Source organism: Burkholderia sp. 8Y (assembly GCF_902506145.1).
GTDB lineage: Bacteria > Pseudomonadota > Gammaproteobacteria > Burkholderiales > Burkholderiaceae > Caballeronia.
This window is the reverse complement of record NZ_LR733520.1, coordinates 477,087-492,043: the sequence shown is the minus strand read 5'-3', so window position 1 is coordinate 492,043 and position 14,957 is coordinate 477,087. Positions and strand designations below refer to the sequence as shown.

15 protein-coding genes are annotated in these 14,957 nt (G+C 63.1%); 6 read left to right on the top strand and 9 right to left on the bottom strand.

Features of this window, described 5'->3' with window-relative positions; translation table 11 throughout:
- Positions 1-236: 236 nt before the first annotated feature.
- Together GV035_RS12850 and GV035_RS12845 are read left to right on the top strand one after the other, a co-directional pair.
- Positions 237-1,421: an acetylornithine transaminase gene (locus tag GV035_RS12850; RefSeq protein WP_159835465.1), complete on the top strand. Its 1,185-nt coding sequence runs from the start codon at positions 237-239 to the stop codon at positions 1,419-1,421.
- Positions 1,418-1,840 carry a GNAT family acetyltransferase gene (locus GV035_RS12845; RefSeq protein WP_159835464.1) on the top strand — a complete coding sequence of 141 codons (423 nt, stop codon included), beginning with the start codon at positions 1,418-1,420 and terminating at the stop codon, positions 1,838-1,840. Before GV035_RS12850 ends, GV035_RS12845 begins: the two co-directional genes overlap by 4 nt.
- Positions 1,841-2,566: 726 nt before the next feature.
- On the opposite strand, the gene GV035_RS12840 is transcribed toward GV035_RS12845, so the two are convergent.
- The 7 genes from GV035_RS12840 to GV035_RS12810 all read right to left on the bottom strand — a co-directional run bounded on the left by GV035_RS12840 (position 2,567) and on the right by GV035_RS12810 (position 9,449).
- Positions 2,567-3,271, bottom strand: coding sequence for an ABC transporter ATP-binding protein (locus GV035_RS12840; protein WP_159837870.1), 705 nt, complete (start codon positions 3,269-3,271; stop codon positions 2,567-2,569).
- A gap of 18 nt (positions 3,272-3,289) precedes the next feature.
- A complete protein-coding gene (locus GV035_RS12835; protein ID WP_159835463.1) occupies positions 3,290-4,066 on the bottom strand; it encodes an ABC transporter ATP-binding protein in 777 nt (258 codons plus the stop codon).
- 15 nt (positions 4,067-4,081) lie between these two features.
- Entirely contained in the window at positions 4,082-5,251 is a 1,170-nt protein-coding gene (locus GV035_RS12830) for an ABC transporter permease subunit (protein WP_159835462.1), read from the bottom strand.
- Positions 5,252-5,275: 24 nt separating this feature from the next.
- Positions 5,276-6,226, bottom strand: a complete 951-nt coding sequence (locus GV035_RS12825; RefSeq protein WP_159835461.1) for a branched-chain amino acid ABC transporter permease — start codon at positions 6,224-6,226, stop codon at positions 5,276-5,278.
- Between the two features lie 221 nt (positions 6,227-6,447).
- Positions 6,448-7,665 carry a branched-chain amino acid ABC transporter substrate-binding protein gene (locus GV035_RS12820; RefSeq protein WP_159835460.1) on the bottom strand — a complete coding sequence of 406 codons (1,218 nt, stop codon included), beginning with the start codon at positions 7,663-7,665 and terminating at the stop codon, positions 6,448-6,450.
- A 357-nt stretch (positions 7,666-8,022) separates the two neighbouring features.
- A complete protein-coding gene (gene ispH, locus GV035_RS12815) occupies positions 8,023-8,991 on the bottom strand; it encodes a 4-hydroxy-3-methylbut-2-enyl diphosphate reductase (RefSeq protein ID WP_159835459.1) in 969 nt (322 codons plus the stop codon).
- 2 nt (positions 8,992-8,993) lie between these two features.
- On the bottom strand, positions 8,994-9,449 hold the full coding sequence (locus GV035_RS12810; protein ID WP_159835458.1) for an FKBP-type peptidyl-prolyl cis-trans isomerase: 456 nt from the start codon (positions 9,447-9,449) through the stop codon (positions 8,994-8,996).
- Between the two features lie 204 nt (positions 9,450-9,653).
- Here GV035_RS12810 and radC point away from each other — a divergent pair, with 204 nt between their 5' ends.
- From radC to nadB, 4 genes are all read left to right on the top strand, one after another.
- Positions 9,654-10,469, top strand: a complete 816-nt coding sequence (radC, locus tag GV035_RS12805) for a RadC family protein (RefSeq protein ID WP_159835457.1) — start codon at positions 9,654-9,656, stop codon at positions 10,467-10,469.
- Positions 10,470-10,706: 237 nt separating this feature from the next.
- Positions 10,707-10,940 (top strand): 50S ribosomal protein L28, encoded by a 234-nt coding sequence (gene rpmB, locus GV035_RS12800; RefSeq protein ID WP_008351171.1) that lies wholly within the window; start codon positions 10,707-10,709, stop codon positions 10,938-10,940.
- 11 nt (positions 10,941-10,951) lie between these two features.
- Positions 10,952-11,119, top strand: a complete 168-nt coding sequence (rpmG, locus tag GV035_RS12795) for a 50S ribosomal protein L33 (protein ID WP_007180630.1) — start codon at positions 10,952-10,954, stop codon at positions 11,117-11,119.
- Between the two features lie 214 nt (positions 11,120-11,333).
- Positions 11,334-12,932, top strand: coding sequence for an L-aspartate oxidase (gene nadB, locus GV035_RS12790; protein ID WP_159835456.1), 1,599 nt, complete (start codon positions 11,334-11,336; stop codon positions 12,930-12,932).
- A 3-nt stretch (positions 12,933-12,935) separates the two neighbouring features.
- On the opposite strand, the gene nadC is transcribed toward nadB, so the two are convergent.
- Together nadC and nadA are read right to left on the bottom strand one after the other, a co-directional pair.
- On the bottom strand, positions 12,936-13,808 hold the full coding sequence (gene nadC, locus GV035_RS12785) for a carboxylating nicotinate-nucleotide diphosphorylase (protein ID WP_159835455.1): 873 nt from the start codon (positions 13,806-13,808) through the stop codon (positions 12,936-12,938).
- Positions 13,808-14,935 carry a quinolinate synthase NadA gene (gene nadA, locus GV035_RS12780; RefSeq protein ID WP_159835454.1) on the bottom strand — a complete coding sequence of 376 codons (1,128 nt, stop codon included), beginning with the start codon at positions 14,933-14,935 and terminating at the stop codon, positions 13,808-13,810. Before nadA ends, nadC begins: the two co-directional genes overlap by 1 nt.
- Positions 14,936-14,957: the final 22 nt, after the last annotated feature.

Below are 14,957 nucleotides of genomic sequence, written 5' to 3'. Positions count from 1 at the left end.
GCCGGCGGTTTACATGCACGAACGTCATCACGTATCCTTCGCGAATGATCCGAATCGCAAACATGCTCCGACGCCGCCGCTCGCCGCTTCCCTAGGGATGCCGCTGGCTCGTCACGCATTCGCGCTCGTCATGTTCGGTTAGTCTGAAGCGCAAGAATGAAGCCACGGAAACACCGTGGCTTTCGTTTTTTGCGCGCCGCTTTTTTCAATTCAGTCAACGCCCGGAGCCCGCTGTCATGAATTTCAATGAGTACCCCGTCGATTCGCTGATGTACATCACGAACCGCCCCGAGATCGTGTTCACGCACGGCAAGGGCTCCTGGCTCTACGACAACACCGGCAAACGCTATCTCGACTTTATTCAGGGCTGGGCCGTGAATTCGCTCGGCCACTGCAACGACGGCGTGATCGAGGCGCTCGACAAACAGGCGCGCACGCTGATCAATCCGTCGCCCGCCTTCTACAACGAGCCGATGGCCAGGCTCGCCGCGCTGCTCACGCAGCACAGTTGTTTCGACAAGGTGTTCTTCGCGAACAGCGGCGCGGAAGCGAACGAAGGCGCGATCAAGCTCGCGCGCAAATGGGGCCGCAAGTTCCGCAACGGCGCGTACGAGATCATCACGTTCGATCACAGCTTTCACGGCCGCACGCTCGCGACGATGTCCGCAAGCGGCAAGGCCGGCTGGGACACCATCTACGCGCCGCAAGTGCCGGGCTTTCCGAAGGCGGACCTGAATGACATCGCATCGGTCGAGAAACTCATCAACGAGAAGACCGTGGCCGTGATGCTGGAGCCGATTCAGGGCGAAGGCGGCGTGATTCCCGCGACGCGCGAATTCATGCAGCAACTCCGCACGCTGACCAAGCAGCACAACATCCTTTTGATCGTCGATGAAGTGCAGAGCGGCTGCGGTCGCGCGGGGACGTTGTTCGCGTACGAGCTGTCGGGTGTCGAGCCGGACATCATGACGCTCGGCAAGGGCATCGGCGGCGGCGTGCCGCTCGCGGCGCTGCTTTCGACGGCGGATGTGGCGTGCTTCGAGGCGGGCGATCAGGGCGGCACGTACAACGGCAATCCGCTCATGACGGCGGCGGGCTATTCGGTGATTTCGCAGCTGACCGCGCCTGGTTTTCTGGAAGGCGTGCGCGAGCGCGGCGAGTATTTGCGTTCGGAATTGCTGAAGCTTTCCGATGAACGCGGGTTCAATGGCGAGCGAGGCGAAGGCTTGTTGCGCGCGCTGCTGCTCAGTGACGACAAGGGACCGCAGATCGTCGAGAAGGCGCGGCTCATGCAACCGGATGGCCTTTTGTTGAACGCGGCGCGGCCCAATCTGCTGCGCTTCATGCCCGCGCTCAACGTCACGAAGGACGAGATCGATCAGATGTTGTCGATGCTGCGCTCGGTGCTCGATTCGCTGTGATCATCCGCACGTTCGATGCTGGCGATCGCGATGCCGTGATTGCGTTGTGGCGCGATGTGTTTCCGGAGTACGCGGATGCATCGCGGCCGCAGCGCGATCCGGCGTTGTCGATCGACAACAAGATGAGGATGCAGCCGGAGTTGTTCTTTGTCGGCACGCTCGATGGGGACGTGATCGGCACCGTGATGTGCGGGTATGACGGGCATCGCGGGTGGGTTTATTCACTCGGCGTTCAGCATGCCATGCGGGGACGCGGTTATGGGCGCATGTTGATGCTTCATGCTGAAGCTGCGCTTGCTCGGGCTGGATGTCCCAAAGTTAATTTGCAAATTCTCTCTGCGCGGAGGGAGCTGTTGCCGTTTTATGAGCGGCTTGGGTATCGGGTGGATGAGGTTGTTAGTCTTGGGAAAAGGATTTAGGGTTCTTCTTTTGCGTCGGTCTGATCGTGCGGCGGGATGATTGTTTTGCCGCTGATTCCTTCGTGGAGCTTGTTCTCGTGTCGGTCTATTAGTGCGCCCCTCCCCGGGGCGGGGGTCACTTTCTTTGCTGCTGCAAAGAAAGCAACCAAAGAAAGCAGCTTTCTTCTGAACCGCACAAAGCAATAACCGGGTGGTCACTTCGCAGAAAGTCGGTGGCACTCAGTTTAATAGCAGCCCTGAATAACCCTCCGCGCCCGCTGAGCGCCACGTCCTCCGAGCCCGTTGGCTCGTTAACACCGCACGTTTAAAACGGTATGCGCGCTTGTGCAAGCCTCACTGTTCACCGTGCTACGTTCGTAGTACATACTAGCTCGGGGCGGCGTGCGACGAGGCGCGGATCGACGACGGCTCGCGAATTCGGGAACGGTGTTATCGAGCCAAGGGGCTCGGAGGACGTGGCGCTCAGCGGGCGCGGAAGGTGATCCAGGGCTGCCGATTGGCTGAGGGCCACTGCGTTGCTGCGGAGTGACCACACGCTTGCGGCTGCGGGCAAAAAAAAGCTGCTTTCTTTGGTTACTTTCTTTGCAGCAGCAAAGAAAGTGACCCCCGCCCCGGGGAGGGGCAACGCTAATAGACCGACACGAGAACAAGTTCCACGAACAAACCAAGAGGAGAAACGAGCGGGAAGCAAACAACACCCCCGCCCCGCGAGGAAAGAAAAAAACCTCACTCCCCCAGATAAGCAGCCCGAACCTTAGGATCATCGAGCATGACCTTGGCATCGCCGGACATAGTGACGGTACCCGAATCCATCACATACCCGCGATTAGCGGCCTGCAATGCAAGTCGTGCATTCTGCTCCACGAGCAGCACCGTCAGCCCTTCCGAGGAAATCTCCCGCACCACTTCGAAAATCTTCTCGACCATGATCGGCGAAAGCCCCATCGAAGGCTCATCGAGCAGGAGCAACTTGGGCCGCGACAACAACGCGCGAGCCATCGCCAGCATCTGCTGCTCGCCACCGGAAAGCGTGCCCGCATACTGCGACGCCCGCTCCTTCAAACGCGGAAAGAAGCCGAACATCCGTTCGGTGTCCTTCTGAATGCCGTCCGAATCGTTGCGCAGGTACGCGCCCATCTGCATGTTCTCGAGAATCGACATGCGCGCGAAAATGCCACGGCCTTCCGGCACCATCGCGAGGCCGCGCTTCAAAAGCTCGTGCGTGGGCACGCCCTTGATCGACTGGCCCATGTACTCGATATCGCCGCCCGAAAACGGCTTCAGGCCCGTGATGGCCTTCATCGTCGTGGTCTTGCCCGCGCCGTTCGCGCCGATCAGCGTGACCAGTTCGCCTTGACCTACTTCCAGATCGACACCCTTCACCGCCTGGATGCCGCCATAATTCACCTGCAGACCCTTGACCTTCAACATTGCGCTTGTGGTCGCCATTTAGTGCACCCCCGCACCCAGATATGCCTCGATCACCTTCGGGTCCTTCTGCACGTCCTGCGGCAGACCTTCGGCGATCACCTTGCCGTAATCGAGCACCGTCATGCGGTTGCACAATCCCATCACGAGTTTCACGTCGTGTTCGATCAACAGAATCGTCTTGCCGTCCGATCGAATCTTGTCGAGCAGGCGCGTCAGTTCTACTTTCTCCGTCGCGTTCATGCCGGCCGCCGGCTCGTCGAGCGCAAGCAGCTTCGGATCGGTCGCGAGCGCACGCGCGATTTCCAGACGACGCTGGTGGCCATACGACAGATTGCGCGACGTGTAGTCCGCGTACTGAAGCACGCCGACGTACTCCAGCAGTTCGAGCGCGCGCTCCTTGATTTCCTTCTCTTCGCGGCGTTCGGCAGGCGTCTGGAACACCGCGCCGATCAGCCCGTGCTTCGTGCGGACGTGACGGCCGACCATCACGTTCTCCAGCGCGGTCATCCCGCCGAACAGACGAATGTTCTGGAACGTGCGCGCGATGCCCGCCTTCGCCACCTGATACACGGCGGTTGGCGTGTAGGCTTCGCCGTCGAGCTTGAATTCGCCCGAATCCGGCGTGTAGAGGCCCGTGATGACGTTGAAGAACGTCGTCTTGCCCGCGCCGTTCGGGCCGATCAGACCGTAGATCTCGCCTTCCTTGATCTGGAGGCCGACTTCGGACAGCGCCTGCAAGCCGCCGAAACGCTTGTTCACGCCCTTCACGGACAATCGAGTACGTTTGTCGCTCATTTTCCTATCCCCCGCTTAGGCGCGCACCGGCTTCTTGCCGCTGCGCTTCGCGATCTTCGCGATCTTGTCTTCGTGTTTCGCGGCGGGCCACAGGCCTTCCGAGCGATACAGCATGATCAGCACCATCGCCAGGCCGTACAGCAACTGGCGGATGACTTCGGTATCCACGATCTGATGGCCGAAGATGGCGTTTTGCAGCGGACCCATCGTCGAGCGCAGAAATTCGGGGAACACGGCGAGCAGCACCGCGCCGAGAATCACGCCCGGAATGTGGCCCATGCCGCCCAGCACCACGCACGCCAGCACGACGATCGATTCCCAGAACGTGAACGATTCCGGCGACACAAAGCCCTGGAACGCGCCGAACATCGCACCCGACAGGCCGCCGAACGACGCGCCCATCGCGAACGCCAGCAGCTTCACGTTACGCGTGTTGATGCCCATGGCCTTCGCGGCGATTTCGTCTTCGCGGATCGCAGCCCATGCTCGGCCGATGCGCGAATGTTGAAGGCGCGTACAGACCCAGATCACGAGCAGCGCGCCGAGCACGAACAGGTAGTAATACATGTACACGGACGGGAACTTCACGCCGAAAAGCTCGTGCGTCTGCGACAGGTTGAAGCCCGCCACCGTCACCGGATCAATGCCCGTGATGCCTTTCGGGCCGTTCGTGATGTTGATCGGACGGTCGAGGTTGTTCATGAAAATCCGCACGATTTCCCCGAAGCCGAGCGTCACGATGGCGAGGTAGTCGCCGCGCAGACGCAGCGTCGGTGCGCCGAGCAGCACGCCGAATGTAGCCGCGAGCGCCATCGCGACCGGCACGATCAGGAGGAAGGGCACGTGCAGCCCGCCCGGCGCCAGATGCGCGATCCATTCGAACTGCGAGGTCAGCTGCGGCGACGACAGGAGCGCCGCCACGTACGCGCCGACCGCATAGAACGCGATGTAGCCCAGATCGAGCAGGCCGGCGAAGCCGACCACAACGTTGAGGCCGAGCGCGAGCATGACGTATAGCATCGCGAAGTCGAGCACGCGCACCCAGTAGTTGCCGCCCGCGGCGCCGATCACCATCGGCGCGGCAATCACGAACGCGGCGACGATGATGCCGACCACGAGGGTCTTGCCCGTGTTTTTCTCGGGGATGAGCGTCGTGGACGGCTCAATCGGTTGAATCGAAGTCATTTTGTAGAGCTCCTCACACGGTCTTTAAGCGCGGTCCGCGACACGTTCGCCGAGCAGACCCGACGGACGGAACACGAGCACGATGATCAGCACGATGAAGGCGAACACGTCCTGATAGTTACTGCCGAAGACGCCGCCTGTCAGATTGCCGATGTAACCGGCGCCCAACTGTTCGATCAGTCCGAGAAGCACGCCGCCGACCATCGCGCCGCCCAGGTTGCCGATGCCGCCGAGCACCGCCGCCGTGAACGCCTTCAGGCCGGGAATGAAGCCCATGTAGAAGTGCGCGTTGCCGTATTCGGAGGCGATCATCACGCCGGCGAGGGCAGCAAGCGCCGAGCCGATCATGAAGGTCGCCGAGATGACGAAGTTCGGGTTCACGCCCATCAGCGACGCGACGCCGGGGTTTTCGGCGATGGCGCGCATCGCGCGGCCGAGCTTGGTCTTGTGCACGAGGAGCAAGAGGCCGCCCATCACGAGGAACGCCACCACGATGATGACGATTTCCGTCATCGAGATGACTGCGCCGGGACGCGTCTCGGTCGCGGTGATGACGTTGATCGGGTCGGTCGGCAGAAGCTGCGGGAACGCGAGCGGGTTGCGGCCCCAGATCATCATGGCGACCGTTTGCAAGAGGATCGACACGCCGATGGCCGTGATGAGCGGCGCTAGACGCGGCGCCTTGCGCAGCGGCCGGTACGCGACGCGTTCGATCGTGTAGCCGACGATCGCGCAGACGACCGCCGCCACGACGAGCGAGATGGTCAGCATGATCGGGCCGGGCATCGAGGGAAAGTGATTCTGCATGACGCCGATGGCCGAGAGCGCCACCATCGCGCCCACCATCAGCACGTCGCCGTGCGCGAAGTTGATGATGCCGAGAATGCCGTACACCATCGTGTAACCCAACGCGATGATGGCGTAGACGCTGCCAAGCACCAGACCGTTGAGGATCTGCTGGATGAAAATATCCATTTAAAGCTCCTTAGCCCCGTGCGACCGGATTACGCCTTTATCACCGGCCGATAAACCGGTGTGAAGTGAAATCTGGAGCGGCACTGCGCGTACTGATTAAAAAAACCGGTAAGGGTTAATCGCCTGCCGTTGCGCCCGCCGCCGGATAGGTGCGGGCGCCCGTCAGGCGGATGCGAAACGGCGCTGTCGGATAGGCGCCGCAAGACTGCAAACGCCTGCTGCTACTGCTTCACGACGTCGAGCACGTCCTTCTTCTTGTCCTTGAAGTCGTAAAGCGTGATGGTGCCGGTCTTCAGATCGCCTTTGTCGTCAAAAGCAATGTGCCCCGTCAGACCGTTGAAATCCGTCGTGGCCATCGCCGCGAGCACCTTGCCCGCTTCGACGGAATTCGCGCGCTTCATTGCGTCGACGATCACGTACACGGCGTCATATGCGAACGGCGCGTAAATCTGCACTGGCGTGTGAAAACGTGCCTCGTACTTCTGCGCGAAGTCCGCGCCCTTGTCCATCTTCTCGAGCGCGGGCCCCGCTTCCGAGCAGACGACGTTCTGCACCGCGTCGCCCGCCAGTTCCGGCAGTTGCTGCGTGCAGACGCCGTCGCCCGCCAGAATCTTCGCCTTGACGCCGAGCGCCGCCGCTTCCTTCGCGAACGGGCCGCCCGTCACGTCCATGCCGCCGTACATCACGGCGTCGGGCTGCATGCGCTTGATCTTCGTCACGATTGCCTTGAAGTTGCGCGCCTTCTCGGACGTCGTCTCCCGCGCGGCGATCTTCACGCCGCCCGCCTGCGCCGTCTTCGCGAACTCATCGGCGAGACCGCGGCCGTACGCGGTGGAGTCGTCGACGATCACGACTTTCTTCGCGTGCAGCGTCTTGATCGCGTAGCCGGCCAAAACGGGGCCTTGCAGCGCATCGGTCGCGACCACGCGGAAGGTCGTCTTGTAACCCTGCTTCGTATATTGCGGGTTCGTCGTCGACGGCGAAATCTCCGCGATGCCCGCATCGCTGTATATCTTCGACGCCGGAATCGACACGCCCGAGTTCATATGCCCGATCACCGCGACCACATGGTCGTCGACGAGGCGCTGCGCGGCCTCTTCGCCGGTGCGCGGGTCCGCTGCGTCGTCCTGGCTGTCGAGTTGAAGGTGAATGGAGCGGCCGTCGATGGTAAGACCCTGCGCGCTGATTTCCTCCAGCGCGAGCCGCGCGCCGTTTTCGTTGTCTTTCCCCAAGTGGGCCTGCGTTCCGGACAACGGCGCGACGTGGCCGATCTTGACCACCGTTGCCTCGCTCGCCGGCGCGGGGGCAGACGCCGCCGCAGTCGGCGCGCTTGCCGCGGGTGCTGCTCCGCTCGCCTCGCCTTCGTCCTTCTTGCCGCATGCGGATGCCATTGCAACCGCAGCCGCGATGGACACGGCGTAAGCAAACCTGAATCGCATCAAATGAGATCTCCTGCCCTTACAGAACCGTTGCCAGAGGCCCTTCCGGACTCAGGACGCGCGAATTGTAACGCTAAATATGAGACGAGCAATATTCTTGCGTGGCGGGGTTTTCCAGCATTGCAACCCCCATTTTTCGACGATTTTCGGGCAAAAGCGCAACCGGGTTGCGATCCGGTTTTGTGCAGTAGTTGCACCACTTCGGGGGCGGGGTTTAATCCGGGCCGGGGCGAGTACGTTTGCGTGCTCAAAAACGCGGCTGCGAACGACGCCTTTTTCTGGTGCATGCGCGGTCTTTCCAACCATGCGCATGCGAAAAAAAAGCGCCCGCAGGCGCTTTCCAAGAATTCGACCAACTTATTGCGGCAGCGACAACCCGCGCGGCAGCGGAAACGAAATCGTTTCTTCGATGCCTTCGAGCGAGCGCACGCTGCGCACGCCGAGTTCGCGCAAGCGCCCGATCACGGCCTGCGCCAGCACTTCCGGCGCGGACGCGCCCGCCGTCACGCCGATGCGCTTCTTCCCTTCCACCCACTTCGGATCGATCTGCGTCGGCGAGTCCACCATATAGGCGGGAATGCCGCTGCGTTCGGCAACTTCGCGCAGCCGGCTCGAATTGGAGCTATTCGGGCTGCCGACCACGATCACGACATCGCACTGCGGCGCGAGGAATTTCACCGCGTCCTGGCGGTTCTGCGTCGCATAGCAGATGTCCTGCTTCTTCGGTTCCTTGATCGCGGGGTACTTGGTCTTGAGCGCCTCGATGATGGCGGAGGCGTCGTCGACCGAAAGCGTTGTCTGCGTGACGTACGCGATGCGTTCCGGGTCGGGCAGATTCAGCTTCAGCACGTCGTCGATATCTTCGACCAGATGCATGCCCTCGCCCGACTGGCCCATCGTGCCTTCAACTTCCGGGTGTCCCTTGTGGCCGATCATCACGATGTCGAAGCCTTCCTGCCGCATCTTCGCGACTTCCATGTGCACCTTGGTCACGAGCGGGCACGTGGCGTCGAATACGCGCAGGCCGCGCGTTTCGGCCCCGACGCGTACCGCCTTCGAGACGCCGTGCGCGCTGAAGATCAGCGTGCTGCCTTCGGGCACGTCCGACAGTTCCTCGATGAAGATCGCGCCCTTCTTGCGCAGATCGGCGACGACGTACGCGTTATGGACGATCTCGTGACGCACGTAGATCGGCGCGCCAAACAGCTTGATCGCGCGCTCGACGATCTCGATGGCGCGATCCACGCCCGCGCAAAAGCCGCGCGGCTGCGCGAGCAGGATTTCGACGTCGGTTTCGATATCGGTGAGGCTTTCGATCAGGCTCATGGCTACAGGATTCCGATGATTTTCACTTCGAACGCCAGCGTCTGGCCGGCAAGCGGGTGATTGAAGTCGAAGAGCGCCGACGTTTCGCCCACTTCCTTGAGCACGCCCGCGTAGCGCCCGCCGTTGGGCGCGTTGAATTCGACGAGATCGCCGGGAGAAAAATCCTCGCCGATCATGCTGTTTTCGCGCAGCGTCGCGAGCGACACACGTTGCAGCAGTTCTGGGTTGCGCGGCCCGAACGCCTGTTCCGGGGTTAGCCGAAAGGTCGAATGGTGGCCGACCTTCAGCCCGAGCAGAATGTCTTCGAGCGGCGGCGCGAGCTGGCCTGCGCCGAGCAGGAGCGTCGCGGGCTTGTCGGTGAAGGTGTTGACGATGTCCGCGCCGTCGGCCAGTGCCAGCCGGTAATGCAGCGTGACGTGGGAGCCGGGCTTGACCTCGGAGATATCGATGATGCTCATGAGTATTGGATGTGGCGGTTCAGTCGAAAGCGCGGCGTGGGCCGGGCGAGCGGCGGCTCGTCGGCGCGAAGCTGCGAACCGCGCGGCGCAGGGTCGAAACGGGCGCCGAAACCGCTATTGTAAGACAGAGTGGCCGGGCGCCGCGTCGGGCCCGTGCGCCGTTGGTGCGGCGGCGCGCGCAACGTGGTGCGTTCGGAGCGCGCGATGACGGCGGTCGTCGTGCCTGATGTCGCGCCGAAGGTCGCGCCAGATGCCGCGCCGGTTGCAGACTCGGACGTCGCGCCAGTTGCTTCGTCCGTTCCCGCCGCGCCATCGGAGGCTGCGGAAACCGTCCGGCTCGCGGCACTAGCCATCTCGAAATGGGACAAGGCCGACCGGCCGCGCGAACGCCTGCTGAACTCGGGTGCCGAGATGCTCTCCGACGCCGAGCTCCTCGCGCTTTTCTTGCGCACCGGCGTGCCGGGTCTCACCGCCGTCGATGTCGCGCGTGCGCTGCTGCGGCGGTTCGGCTCGTTGCGCGCGATGCTGAGTGCCTCCGCCGCCGAGTTGCAAGCCGAACGCGGCATCGGCGAGGCGCGCGCGGCGACGCTCATCGCGGTATCCGAATTGTGCCGCCGCGCGCTGGCGGAGAAAGCGCGAGACCGCATGCTTCTGAATTCGCCGGGCGCGGTGGAGGACTTCCTGCGCCTGAAAATCGGCACGCGGCCGAACGAAGTGTTCATCTGCATCTATCTGGACGCGCGCCATCAACTGCTGGACATCTGCGAGGAAGCGCACGGCTCGCTCACGTGCGTGGCCGTCTATCCGCGCGAGATCGTCAAGCGGGCGCTCGCGCTGAATGCGGCCGGGCTGATCGTCGCGCATAATCATCCTTCCGGCGCCAATCAGCCGAGCGCCGGCGACCGCAAGCTCACGCGCACGCTGCTCGACGCGCTCGCGCTCATCGACGTGAAGCTGCTGGATCATATGGTGGTCGCGTCAAACGACATTTTTTCGTTCGCGCGGGAAGGGTGGTTGTGAGGCTTGCTGTGACACGCTCTCAGCAGAGCAGGAAAACGCCAAAACGTCTTGATAACGCACGGCTTTTCCTGCTAGAATCCGCGTTTGCTTTTCTCAACCCACCTGTTCTGAACTTCGCGTTCCTCATTGGCATAACCGTGCTGCCAAGTTCCCGGTAAAGGCAACCAGGGAAAAAGAGGTCGGCATGCAGCATCGCTGCGCCGAGCGTAAGAATCAGACTGTATTAGGAGTGCTCGCATGGCACGCGTATGCCAAGTAACTGGGAAAGGGCCGATGTCCGGCAACAACGTTTCCCACGCCAACAACAAGACCAAGCGTCGTTTCCTGCCGAACCTGCAGAACCGCCGTTTCTTCGTTGAAAGCGAAAACCGCTGGGTCCGTCTGCGCGTCTCGAACGCCGGTCTGCGCCTGATCGACAAGAACGGTATCGACGCCGTGCTCGCAGATTTGCGCGCACGCGGTGAAATCTAAGGAGCACGCACATGGCCAAGGGCGCACGCGACAAGATCAAGCTGGAATCGACTGCAGGCACGGGTCACTTCTACACGACGACCAAGAATAAGCGCAACATGCCGGAAAAGATGCTGATCAAGAAATTTGATCCCGTCGTCCGCAAGCACGTTGAGTACAAGGAAACCAAGATCAAGTAAAGCGGCGTTGCTCCGCTTACGCGGAAAACGTACCGCACTTGAGATTGAGTGCCTGACGAAGACAGCAGAAAGCCCCGCTCATGCGGGGCTTTTTGTTTTCCGGCGCCGTTTTCATACGCGTTTCACATGCTGGTGCATGGGTTTTCTGTCTGCCGCTATGCTCGCGCGTTATGCTTGCCGGCTATCGACGACAACATGACGGAGACACGGCGGCATGAATTTCGATGTAGCGATCGTGGGAAGCGGGCTCGCTGGGTTGAGCGTCGCGCTGAATCTCGCCGAGACGCGGCGCGTGGCGATCATCGCGAAACGCGCGGTGAGCGAAGGCGCGAGCGACTGGGCGCAGGGCGGCATCGCGGCGGTGCTGGATTCGGCGGACAGCGTGGACAATCACGTGGCCGACACGCTCATTGCCGGCGGCGGCCTGTGCGACGAGGCGGCGACGCGCTTCATCGTCGAGAACGGGCGCGCGGCGATTCAATGGCTGATCGAAGAAGGCGTGCCCTTCACGCGCGATGTCTCCGCCGAACTCGGCTTTCATCTGACGCGCGAAGGCGGACACAGCCATCGCCGCATCATCCACGCCGCCGACGCCACCGGCCACGCGGTCGTCACGACGCTCGGCGAGCGCGTGCGCAATCACCCGAACATCACCGTCCTCGAAGATCACTACGCGATCGACCTGATCACGTCCGACCGGCTCGGGCTGCCGGGCCACCGCTGCCACGGCCTGTACGCGCTCGACCTGAACACCGGCCGCACCGTCACGATTCAGGCGCCGCACACGGTCCTCGCGACAGGCGGCGCGGGCAAGGTCTATCTCTACACGACGAATCCCGACACCGCCACCGGCGACGGCATCGCGATGGCCTGGCGCGCGGGCTGCCGCGTCGCGAACATGGAATTCATCCAGTTCCATCCGACGTGCCTGTTTCATCCGTACGCGAAGTCGTTCCTCATTTCCGAGGCGGTGCGCGGCGAAGGCGGCGTGCTGCGCCTGCCCGACGGCACGCGTTTCATGCCCGCGCACGACGAACGCGCCGAACTGGCGCCGCGCGATATCGTCGCCCGGGCGATCGACTTCGAAATCAAGAAGCGCGGGATCGACTGCGTGTATCTGGATATCAGCCACCAGCCGCGCGCATTCCTCGAAGAGCATTTCCCGACGATCCTCGCGCGCTGCCGCGAATTCGGCATCGATATCGCGAAGGAGCCGATTCCCGTCGTCCCGGCCGCGCACTACACCTGCGGCGGCGTCGTCACGGATCTCGCCGGGCGCACCGACCGCCCTGGGCTGTACGCGGTCGGCGAAACGTCCTGCACCGGGCTGCACGGCGCGAACCGGCTGGCGAGCAATTCGTTGCTCGAATGCATCGTGATTGGGCGGGCGGCGGCGGCGGCCATCGAAAAAGACGGCTTCTCTGCCGGATGCCACGCGCCCCTGCCCGACTGGGACGAAAGCCGCGTGTCCGATCCGGACGAGGAAGTGGTCGTCGCGCATAACTGGGACGAGTTGCGGCTCCTGATGTGGAACTACGTCGGAATCGTGCGGACGGACAAGCGGCTCGAACGCGCGCGACATCGCATCGCGCTTCTGCGCGACGAAATCCACGAGTTCTACGCAAATTTCAAGGTAAGCCGCGATTTGCTGGAGCTGCGCAATCTGGTGGACGTCGCGTCGCTGATCGTCGAAAGCGCGTGCTCGCGGCGCGAAAGCCGCGGCCTGCACTTCAGCCGCGACTGGCCCGACACCTTGCCCAAGGCGCTGCCGACCGTGCTGATGCCGCCCGCGGCGAGGCGGCGCGCGGTCTGACGGCTAGATGAGGCGCATCGAAAAGTCGGTGGCGCGCACGTCTTTCGTGAGCGCGCCAATCGAGATTCGGTCGACGCCGGTTTCCGCGATCGCCCGCACCGTTTCGAAGTTCACGCCGCCCGACACTTCGAGCAACGCGCGGCCCGCCGTGACGCGCACCGCGTCGCACATGGCGTCGAGCGTGAAGTTGTCGAGCAGAACGGACTGAGCGCGATGCGCGAGCGCGGTTTCGAGCTGCGCGAGCGTCTCGACTTCGATCTGCACCGGCACGTCCGCGCTCAGGGCGAGCGCGGCGTCCATGGCCGCGCCGACGCCGCCCGCCGCCGCGATGTGGTTTTCCTTGATCAGAATGCCGTCGTAGAGCGCGAGCCGCTGGTTGGCCCCGCCACCGACGCGCACCGCGTATTTCTGCGCGAGCCGCAAGCCCGGCAGCGTCTTGCGCGTGTCGAGAATGCGCGCGCGCGTGCCTTCGATGGCATCGACGTAACGGCGCGTCACGCTCGTCACGCCCGAGAGCAGTTGCAGAAAGTTGAGGCCGTTGCGCTCGGCCGTCAGCAGCGAGCGCGCCGGGCCGCGCAGCAGCACGACGGGGGTATCGGCCGCCATGCGCTGCCCTTCGCGATACTGCCATTCCACTTCGATGGACGGATCGACGCGCCGCATGACCGCGTCGAACCACGGCACGCCGCAGAGCACCGCCTCCTCGCGCACGATGATCCGCGCCGTGCGCCGCGCGTCCGCCGGAACAAGGCGGCCGGTGACGTCGCCGGTGCCGATGTCTTCCGCGAGCGCGTCGGCGACATTGCGCGCGAGCGCGGCGTCGAACGCCTCGCCGTATTGGGCGCGTACTTCGTCGAAGATCGGTGAGGTATTCATCACGCGGCTCCCACGTTCGCGAACAAGGTGCCGTCCTTGGCCAGATCGCCGCTCGCCTGCACGCGTTGCTTGTGACGCGCGGCGAAATCGAGCATGCGGTCGATCGGCACGCGCGCGCGCTCCCCGATGGCGGCTTCGACGTGAATCTCGTTGTGACCGCGCTCCAGCACGTCGGCGAGATTGGCGAGACCGTTCATCGCCATCCACGGACAATGCGCGCAGCTTTTGCAGGTGGCGCTGTTGCCCGCCGTCGGCGCTTCGATGAACGTCTTGCCGGGCGCGGCCAGCCGCATCTTATGCAGGATGCCGAGGTCCGTCGCGACGATGAAGCGGCTCGCGTCGAGACGCACGGCGGCGTCGATCAATTGCGTGGTCGATCCGACGACGTCCGCAAGCTTCACGACCGCTTCCGGCGACTCGGGATGCACGAGAATTTTCGCGTCCGGATACTCGGCGCGCAGCAGGTCCAGTTCGATGCCCTTGAATTCGTCGTGAACGAGACAGGAACCTTGCCACAGCAGCATGTCCGCGCCGGTCTTCTTCTGGATGTAGCCGCCTAGGTGACGATCGGGCGCCCACAGAATCTTCTCGCCGCGCGCATGCAAGTCCGCGACGATTTCGAGCCCGATCGACGACGTGACCATCCAGTCCGCGCGCGCCTTCACGGCTGCGCTCGTGTTCGCGTACACGACGACCGCGCGGTCGGGATGCGCGTCGCAGAACGCGGCGAACTCGTCGGCGGGACAACCGAGGTCGAGCGAGCAAGTCGCATCCAGATCGGGCATCAGCACGCGCTTGTGCGGGCTCAGGATTTTCGCGGTCTCGCCCATGAAGCGCACGCCCGCGACAACCAGCGTCCTGGCCGCATGATCGCGGCCGAAGCGCGCCATTTCGAGCGAATCGGCCACGCATCCGCCGGTTTCGTCGGCCAGTTCCTGCAACTCCGCATCGACGTAGTAATGCGCGACCAGCACGGCCTCCTCGCGCCGCAAGAACGCACGAATGCGCTCTTTCAACGCGCGCTTCTCCTCCGCCGACGGCGCCTGCGGCACGCGCGCCCACGCCTCGCCCACTCCACACGTCAGCCCTTGCGGCCGGTCGTACTCGACACTTTTGATCGCCTGCATGTCCCCTGTCTCCTGCCGTACA